We start from the raw sequence: 359 nt of genomic DNA on the forward strand, positions 1-359 counted from the left end.
CGGTGGCCTGGGTGATGCGGATGTCGCCTCGCTGGGTGCTGATCTCGGCGGGGCCGCCGAGGCGGCCGACGGTGATGTCGCCGTCGTGGGCGGTGAGGCGGGCGCTCGTGGTCTCGTCGAGCTTGACGGTGCGGTGGCCGCCTTCGAAGGTGACGTCGCCGAGGCGTCCGACGCCGCGGAACTCGGCGGCGCCCGTCTTGGCGTGGACGCTGGAGCCGGTGGGCAGCTGGACGGTCACCTCGACGGATCCGTTGTGTCCGAGGATCCGGTTCTTCGCCTGCGGGGTCTCGATGCGCAGGACGCCGTCGCCGTAGGAGACCTCGACCTGCTGCGCGGCCTTCACGTCGCGGCTCTTGGAG

Annotated in this window: 1 pseudogene; it reads right to left on the reverse strand. The window is 71.9% G+C overall.

From position 1 onward, the window contains the following. Positions 1 to 359: pseudogene (locus IG99_RS43720) on the reverse strand (DUF4097 family beta strand repeat-containing protein); the annotation flags it as partial.

The sequence above is a fragment of the Streptomyces griseus subsp. griseus genome (genome assembly GCF_000720255.1).
Classification (GTDB): domain Bacteria; phylum Actinomycetota; class Actinomycetes; order Streptomycetales; family Streptomycetaceae; genus Streptomyces; species Streptomyces griseus_I.